Genomic DNA, 6,839 nt, shown 5'->3' with positions numbered 1-6,839 from the left:
GTATTTGCTAATTTAGTTGCAGAAACACGCAACGAAACCATACACAAACTCGTTGGTATGTAATTGCCTGCGGCACGTAGAATCGCGTTTTGCAAACGCTGCCCTTCTACTAATTTCATACCAACGTCCACTGTTTGTCGCACCTCACCAATTTTATGTATATTTAGTCAAGTCTACGAGAACTCCTCACAAAACTACACACAACAAAGTGTATAGCGAATGAGGCGCAACAATGGCTCTACGTGAGGCGCGCCTCACTACGCCATACACAGTGGACGTTGTGCGTCATTAAAACAGACCCTTGAAATCATAATGAAATTATTAAATACAATCGAAATTGAACCTTGGGATTATGCCAAAAACGAATATGAATCACCTTCTGTTTCAAAAGCTGAAAACCCAAAAGCTTGGAGCGATTTCTGGTACAAATGTATTTCTGATAGTAATTTACAAAACTTACAACCGATTGAACTTGGCTCATATTTGGTTGACATAAATAAAATTGGAGAACCTGAATTAAAGACTATTGTTGAAAAAGAAATTAAGGACGTTGATTTGTCTGACTTCAGAGAATACGTTGGACAAATAGTTGGCGGAATTGTAGTTTTGGTAAATGAAAAAATAATACTCGAACCAACTTGTTGCGGAGATATATCTGACATTCAGAATTGGGAAGAAATTGGAAATGGAGAATTGAATAAATGGACTCAATTATGGATTGGACATCCTTGGATTTTCTACAAAAGAACTGACAATTACATTGCAATATCGGATTATACTGATTACAATTTAGAAGACTTTAAAGATATATCGGAAAAACATAAGTTCTCAGAACAAGAGCTTGTCTCTGAAATTAAAACAAGTCGGAAAAGCCAAATAGTATTTGAAAAACGAATAAGTAAAATTTTAAAAGAAATGGAAATTAATAATGCAACTGAAATTGCGAAATTAATGACCGGAAATAAATAACGAACGCACAACAATGTGTATAATTCATTGCTGGTTACAGCCTACTTACGAAAGTCCTCGCGGACTTTCTATCTGTGATTTATTTGCTAACTTTAGTGCTTAAACCACGCAACGAAATCATACACTAGACCGTTGTGCTTCATTATCAGAAACCGCTAACCAATGATAAAATTCTTTAGAAAAATTAGACAAAAAATGCTGACTGAAAATAAATTCAGTAAATATCTGATTTATGCAATTGGAGAAATTATTCTTGTCGTTTTAGGAATCTTGATTGCACTTCAGATTAATAATTGGAATGAAAACAATAAAAAGAGAAAATCTATCGAGCAATCCTTAATAGAAATTCGAGAAAATTTGAGAACGGATAATCTCGAAACACCAAAAATTATCGATAGAGCTGAAAACGAAATAAAAATTCAAGAAGAATTAATAGAAATTCTTGAAAATAAAGCATTATTAGATTCTACTCACAATTACAAAATTGGTAAATGCAATACGCTTAATGGTATATCAATTACTGTAACTGGATATGAAAAAATTAAAGAAATTGGATTGGGTAACTTGAAAAATAAAGAATTGGAAACTGAGCTTATTTTCTATTACGAAAAGCTTAAGAAGAGATTTGAACAGCAACAAGTTTATGACCGAAATAGCTTAACAAATATGTGGTTCCCATATATACAAGCTAATTTTAAGGACTTCAGCTATCGAAATTATGCTATTCCAAATAGTTATGAAGCCTTGAGTAGAGATAGCGAATTCTTGGTTTTGTTGAAAATAAATCTAGATACAAGGATACCAACTTTAAACAGTTTGATGGATTTACATGATTCGTCAAAGAAGTTAATTGAATTAATAGATAGTGAGCTTAAAATTAAAAAATAACGAAAGCACAACAATGGCTATAAGTAATTGCTTGTTTCCGCTTACTTTGGAAATTCCTGCGGAATTTCCAACTTGGTGTGTACTTGTAAAGTTTAGTGCTAAACCACGCAACTACTCATAGCCGAGACCGTTGGTATGTAATTGCCTGCGGCACGTAGAATCGCGTTTTGCAAACGCTGCCCTTCTACTAATTTCATACCAACGTCCACTGTTTGTCGCACCTCACCAATTTTATGTATATTTAGTCAAGTCTACGAGAACTCCTCACAAAACTACACACAACAAAGTGTATAGCGAATGAGGCGCAACAATGGCTCTACGTGAGGCGCGCCTCACTACGCCATACACAGTGGACGTTAGCAAACAGTTGAAATGACTTACGGAAAAATCATAATATTATTTGGAATCATCATTGGAGCTCTTCTGTTTAAGAAAACTAAACCGAGTATTTTAAAAGGAATATTAATCGGATTAATTCTCAGTTTTGGAATTTCCTTTTTTGAGAATGACATTTTAGCGAATACTTCATTCTTATCTTTCGGAATTTTAAGTTTAGTATACTCTGTGTATTGTGGAATTAAAAAAAAATGGCTGAGTCTTATAATAGGTTTATTTGCTTTTATCTCGTTTTTCTTCAAAGCAATGTATTATCCTTACGCGAATGAATTAAAATTATCTATGTTAATTCCGATTGTATGTTATGCCCTAACTTTTAGAAAACTGGAATCTTATAAAACGGAATTATCTATTTCAACAATATTTGTTGCTTACGAATTAAGTGAATTTCTCAAATTAACTGAATTATGGTTGAATTAAAAACCGATTTGCTAACAACGTGTATAACCAATTGCTTGGTTTGTGTGTACTCGGAAAATCCTGCGGATTTTCCTATTGGTTCGGTTTCTTTTTGCTAACTTAGTTCTTGCCAACGCAACGAGCCATACACAAACACGTTGGTATGTAATTGCCTGCGGCACGTAGAATCGCGTTTTGCAAACGCTGCCCTTCTACTAATTTCATACCAACGTCCACTGTTTGTCGCACCTCACCAATTTTATGTATATTTAGTCAAGTCTACGAGAACTCCTCACAAAACTACACACAACAAAGTGTATAGCGAATGAGGCGCAACAATGGCTCTACGTGAGGCGCGCCTCACTACGCCATACACAGTGGACGTTGCCAGTAATTATCAGAAACTATCTTGGTCAATAAATATAAATTGTTATGAAAATAAACTGGATTATAATAGCTGTTGTGTCAGCAGTCATAGGTGGAATTATAACAGGAATACTAACTAATGATTTTATTATTTCAATTATTAGTGCAATACTTATTTTCTTAATAGTAATTTTCAATAACCCTAATCGTAGATATATTAAAGGGTTTTACATTGTTATTTTTCCATTATTATCCAATATATACTTTAAAGCAACACACAAATCAAAAAATTTTGATGTTGAAGCGGGATTCAAAGAATTAGATAATACAACAACAATTGTTTTAGGGTTGATAGCAATAATTTGTTTAGTCTTAGATTACCTTGAGAGAAAGGGAAAACTAGGAAATCATATTTTATCAATCAAGAAGAACAAAGTTGGAGATATTACTGGTGATAATAATCAAATAAACCAGAATGGACTATAAAAAAAACAAAATTGGAGACATAAATGGAAACTTCAATAAAGTAATACAGATTATATTCCAAGATGGCAATGAAGTTGAAGAAAAACTTGGTACGCTAGTAGATAGACTGATAAGAAATGAAAGAAATGAAATAGATAGTTTAAAAAAGAGAATTGCTGATAAAGAAAATATAATTAAAGACAAAAAAACGATAGTTAATTTAAAAGAAAATGAGATCATACTTTTAAAAACAACTCTATCAGAAAAAGAAAAACAACTAGAAGAAAGTAAACTTAGATTTGCAAAAACATTTATAGAAAATAACGGAAATGATTTTAGAAATTCCAAAGAATTATATCCAAAAGCACTACAACTGTTAACTAGTGGAAATAAAGAAGAAGCTCTAGAAATATTAAATAGAAATGAGCTAATAAAAGAAATCAAAAAATTAGAGAAAGAAAAAGAAAAGCAATCTGAATCTTGGTTACTTAGAGCTGATTTATTAAAGGAAAATGATGAATGGGGTAGATTATTAGACGAGTGCTATGAATTTGCTGTAAGTACTTATCCACAATGGAAAAATACTATTGAAGCTGCAAATCATTATGCTCAAATACATAATTATGGTTTAGCTCAAAAATATTATAATAAATCTTTTAATACTGTAGAGTCTGATGAAGAACGATCAATTACATTAAATAATTATGCACTTTTATTAAATGACCAAAATAAACCTGAAGATGCTTTAAAATTTCAAAGGAAAGCTTTAATAATAGATAGAAGCTTAGTTGAAAAAAACGAAGAAATTTATTTACCTAATCTTGCGAAAACTTTAAATAATTTAGCAAGTACTTATAGTTCCAAACACAATTATGATAAAGCACAAGTATATTATAACGAAGCACTAGAGATATATAAAAATTTATCTAAAATTAATCCTGAACAATATTTATACTATCTCAGTGGAGCATTATTCAATTGTGCAAATACTTACCATAAAAAAGAGCTTTTCGATAAAGCTCAAGAATTATATAATGAAGCATTAGGTTTACATAGAAAACTAGCAAAAGCTAAACCAAAGGAATATTTGCCTAGCCTATCTATGATATTAAATAACTTCGCATTGTTATATGATGAATTAAATGATTTTGAAAAAGCTGATTTTTTTTTCTCAGAGGCATTAGAAATAAGAAAAGAATTGGCGATTATTAATCCTCGAAAATATCTACAAACAGAAGGAGAAACCTTACTTAATTTAGGTCGCTTATACTCAGATACTAAAGTAGAAAAATCAAAAAACTATTATATAGAATCATTAAAGATATATGAAGAGTTAGCTAATTACAATTCAGAAAAATACCTTCCAGAAGTAGGTTTGGTTTTAAATAATTTAGGATGGTTGCAAAAACTTCAAAATGACAATGAGAATGCCGAGAAAAATTTATATCGAGCATTGGAAATATTCAAAGATTTAGCTAATAATAATCCAACTAGATTTATACCAAGATTATGCACGACAAAATTTAAAATGAGCTCATTCTATCAACAGAATAAGATTAATAAAAATTTATCAATTAAACTTGCAACTGAAGTTGTAAAAGACATACTACCTTTTGTACAAACAGCAAAAAATCGTGAATTATTACAAATAGTCTGCATGGTGCTTTTAGACTGGGATGTAGATATTGAAAACTTAATCTCAAAAACTGAATATAACTATGAAAATACTAGTATAAGTTGTCCTGAATGTTCTTGGGTTCCTGATGGAAAAATGAATTGGCAATGCACTTGTGGTCATCAATGGGATACTTTTCTGACCAGAGGAAAATGTTTTCAATGTAAAAAACAATGGAAAGAAACTTATTGCCCGAAATGTAAAACATATTCCCAACATTTAGATTGGTATTAAATACATTATAATAAATAACTACTGGAAACAACGTATATAGCTCATAGCTAATTAGTTAATTAATACAACTTAATGCGTTTTTGGAAAGTCGCCAAATTTTTAAATTTGACGATTTCCAAGAAAAAAGATAAATAGTAAAATTTAAAAATCTGGCTTGTGCTAAATCCGAAAATAATTTTCTAATTTGCACGCTACGAGCTTTATACAGAGACGTTGTGCTTCATTATCAGAAACCGCTAACCAATGATCAAATTCTTTAGGAAAATTAGACAAAAAATGTTGACTGAAAATAAGTTCAGTAAATATTTTCTTTATGCTATTGGAGAAATAACACTTGTTATTATTGGCATACTATTGGCTTTAGCGATAAATGATTGGAAGAATGAACAGAGAATTAATTCAGAAGAAACCGCAACATTACAAAAACTCATTCAAGATTTAAAAAGTGATAATGAAAGCTATAATGAAAATATAAATTACTATTCAAATCTAGGTGAACGATTAATTAATCTTAAAGAGATTATTTATAAAAAAAGCTTATCGGATGATGATATAAAGCAAGCATTGAGATTTCCTGGAGCAACCTTTATTGATTTAAACCCAAGAAAAACAACTTATGAAGAGATGCTAAATTCAGGTAGAGTTTACAATTTGTCTAGTGAAATATTAGTTGATAAAATCATAGCATATTATCAATTTTTAGAAGGACGTATCTATCAAACTAAAGAATCCAGAAAAGAATTTAGAGCTATCTATTATGGACCTAACTTCACGGACTTTTGGTATTGGAAAGGTGACAAAAATCCTTTTCCTTATGCAAAAATTTTCTTTAGTAATAACGATTCCCCTACATATAGAATACTAAAGCAATGTTCAGCTTGGAGTATTGCTATTAATAATGGGTTGTTAGATGACAATAACAAATTATTGAAAATGAGCAATGAATTAATTGAATATATAAATGAAGAATTGACAAGAAAAAAAACGAAAGGCTAACACTGTGTATAATTCATTGCTAGTCCTCGCCTACTTGCGAAAATCCTCGCGGATTTTCTATTCGGTTTGTATTTGCTAATTTAGTTGCTCAAACACGCAACGAAATCATACACAAACACGTTGGTATGTAATTGCCTGCGGCATGTAGAATCGCGTTTTGCAAACGCTGCCCTTCTACTAATTTCATACCAACGTCCACTGTTTGTCGCACCTCACCAATTTTATGTATATTTAGTCAAGTCTACGAGAACTCCTCACAAAACTACACACAACAAAGTGTATAGCGAATGAGGCGCAACAATGGCTCTACGTGAGGCGCGCCTCACTACGCCATACACAGTGGACGTTGCAAGTAATAGCGGAATCTCACTCAGGCTCGAATCACAAGTAACCAAAACTCATAAAGCAACACGCGGAACTTCTTACTCAAAATCTGAATTTAGCCAATTAC

General features: G+C 31.5%; 8 protein-coding genes. 6 read left to right on the top strand and 2 right to left on the bottom strand.

Annotation, left to right across the window (positions count from 1 at the left end; all coding sequences use genetic code 11):
* The first annotated feature begins 312 nt into the window (after nucleotides 1–312).
* Both ACFWU4_RS09585 and ACFWU4_RS09580 read left to right on the top strand, forming a co-directional pair.
* On the top strand, nucleotides 313–969 hold the full coding sequence (locus tag ACFWU4_RS09585) for a hypothetical protein (protein ID WP_411127190.1): 657 nt from the start codon (nucleotides 313–315) through the stop codon (nucleotides 967–969).
* A 162-nt stretch (nucleotides 970–1,131) separates the two neighbouring features.
* Complete coding sequence (locus tag ACFWU4_RS09580; protein ID WP_311388378.1) at nucleotides 1,132–1,857, top strand: DUF6090 family protein; 726 nt, start codon at nucleotides 1,132–1,134, stop codon at nucleotides 1,855–1,857.
* 98 nt (nucleotides 1,858–1,955) lie between these two features.
* Here the strand turns inward: ACFWU4_RS09580 and ACFWU4_RS09575 are convergent, their stop codons facing one another.
* The gene (locus ACFWU4_RS09575) at nucleotides 1,956–2,078 is read right to left on the bottom strand and encodes a hypothetical protein (protein ID WP_411127188.1); all 123 of its coding nucleotides are present in this window, start codon (nucleotides 2,076–2,078) and stop codon (nucleotides 1,956–1,958) included.
* 151 nt (nucleotides 2,079–2,229) lie between these two features.
* Here ACFWU4_RS09575 and ACFWU4_RS09570 point away from each other — a divergent pair, with 151 nt between their 5' ends.
* Nucleotides 2,230–2,673 carry a hypothetical protein gene (locus ACFWU4_RS09570; protein ID WP_411127187.1) on the top strand — a complete coding sequence of 148 codons (444 nt, stop codon included), beginning with the start codon at nucleotides 2,230–2,232 and terminating at the stop codon, nucleotides 2,671–2,673.
* Between the two features lie 99 nt (nucleotides 2,674–2,772).
* Here the strand turns inward: ACFWU4_RS09570 and ACFWU4_RS09565 are convergent, their stop codons facing one another.
* Nucleotides 2,773–2,901, bottom strand: coding sequence for a hypothetical protein (locus tag ACFWU4_RS09565; protein ID WP_411127185.1), 129 nt, complete (start codon nucleotides 2,899–2,901; stop codon nucleotides 2,773–2,775).
* Between the two features lie 183 nt (nucleotides 2,902–3,084).
* Here ACFWU4_RS09565 and ACFWU4_RS09560 point away from each other — a divergent pair, with 183 nt between their 5' ends.
* From ACFWU4_RS09560 to ACFWU4_RS09550, 3 genes are all read left to right on the top strand, one after another.
* Nucleotides 3,085–3,504 carry a hypothetical protein gene (locus tag ACFWU4_RS09560; protein ID WP_411127183.1) on the top strand — a complete coding sequence of 140 codons (420 nt, stop codon included), beginning with the start codon at nucleotides 3,085–3,087 and terminating at the stop codon, nucleotides 3,502–3,504.
* On the top strand, nucleotides 3,494–5,392 hold the full coding sequence (locus ACFWU4_RS09555; RefSeq protein ID WP_411127181.1) for a tetratricopeptide repeat protein: 1,899 nt from the start codon (nucleotides 3,494–3,496) through the stop codon (nucleotides 5,390–5,392). The genes ACFWU4_RS09560 and ACFWU4_RS09555 overlap by 11 nt, the downstream gene beginning before the upstream one ends.
* A 243-nt stretch (nucleotides 5,393–5,635) precedes the next feature.
* Entirely contained in the window at nucleotides 5,636–6,388 is a 753-nt protein-coding gene (locus ACFWU4_RS09550) for a hypothetical protein (RefSeq protein ID WP_411127179.1), read from the top strand.
* Nucleotides 6,389–6,839 lie beyond the last annotated feature (451 nt).

The sequence above is a fragment of the Winogradskyella sp. PE311 genome (genome assembly GCF_046545555.1).
In the GTDB taxonomy this organism is placed as follows: Bacteria; Bacteroidota; Bacteroidia; order Flavobacteriales; family Flavobacteriaceae; genus Winogradskyella.
This window is presented reverse-complemented; position numbering and strand designations above follow the sequence as displayed.

Excerpts from the sequence above, each read along its gene's own strand:
- ACFWU4_RS09560 (WP_411127183.1), top strand. The coding sequence starts at position 3,085 with ATGAAAATAAACTGGATTATAATAGCTGTTGTGTCAGCAGTCATAGGT.
- ACFWU4_RS09585 (WP_411127190.1), top strand. The coding sequence starts at position 313 with ATGAAATTATTAAATACAATCGAAATTGAACCTTGGGATTATGCCAAA.
- ACFWU4_RS09550 (WP_411127179.1), top strand. The coding sequence starts at position 5,636 with ATGATCAAATTCTTTAGGAAAATTAGACAAAAAATGTTGACTGAAAAT.
- ACFWU4_RS09570 (WP_411127187.1), top strand. The coding sequence starts at position 2,230 with ATGACTTACGGAAAAATCATAATATTATTTGGAATCATCATTGGAGCT.
- ACFWU4_RS09555 (WP_411127181.1), top strand. The coding sequence starts at position 3,494 with ATGGACTATAAAAAAAACAAAATTGGAGACATAAATGGAAACTTCAAT.
- ACFWU4_RS09580 (WP_311388378.1), top strand. The coding sequence starts at position 1,132 with ATGATAAAATTCTTTAGAAAAATTAGACAAAAAATGCTGACTGAAAAT.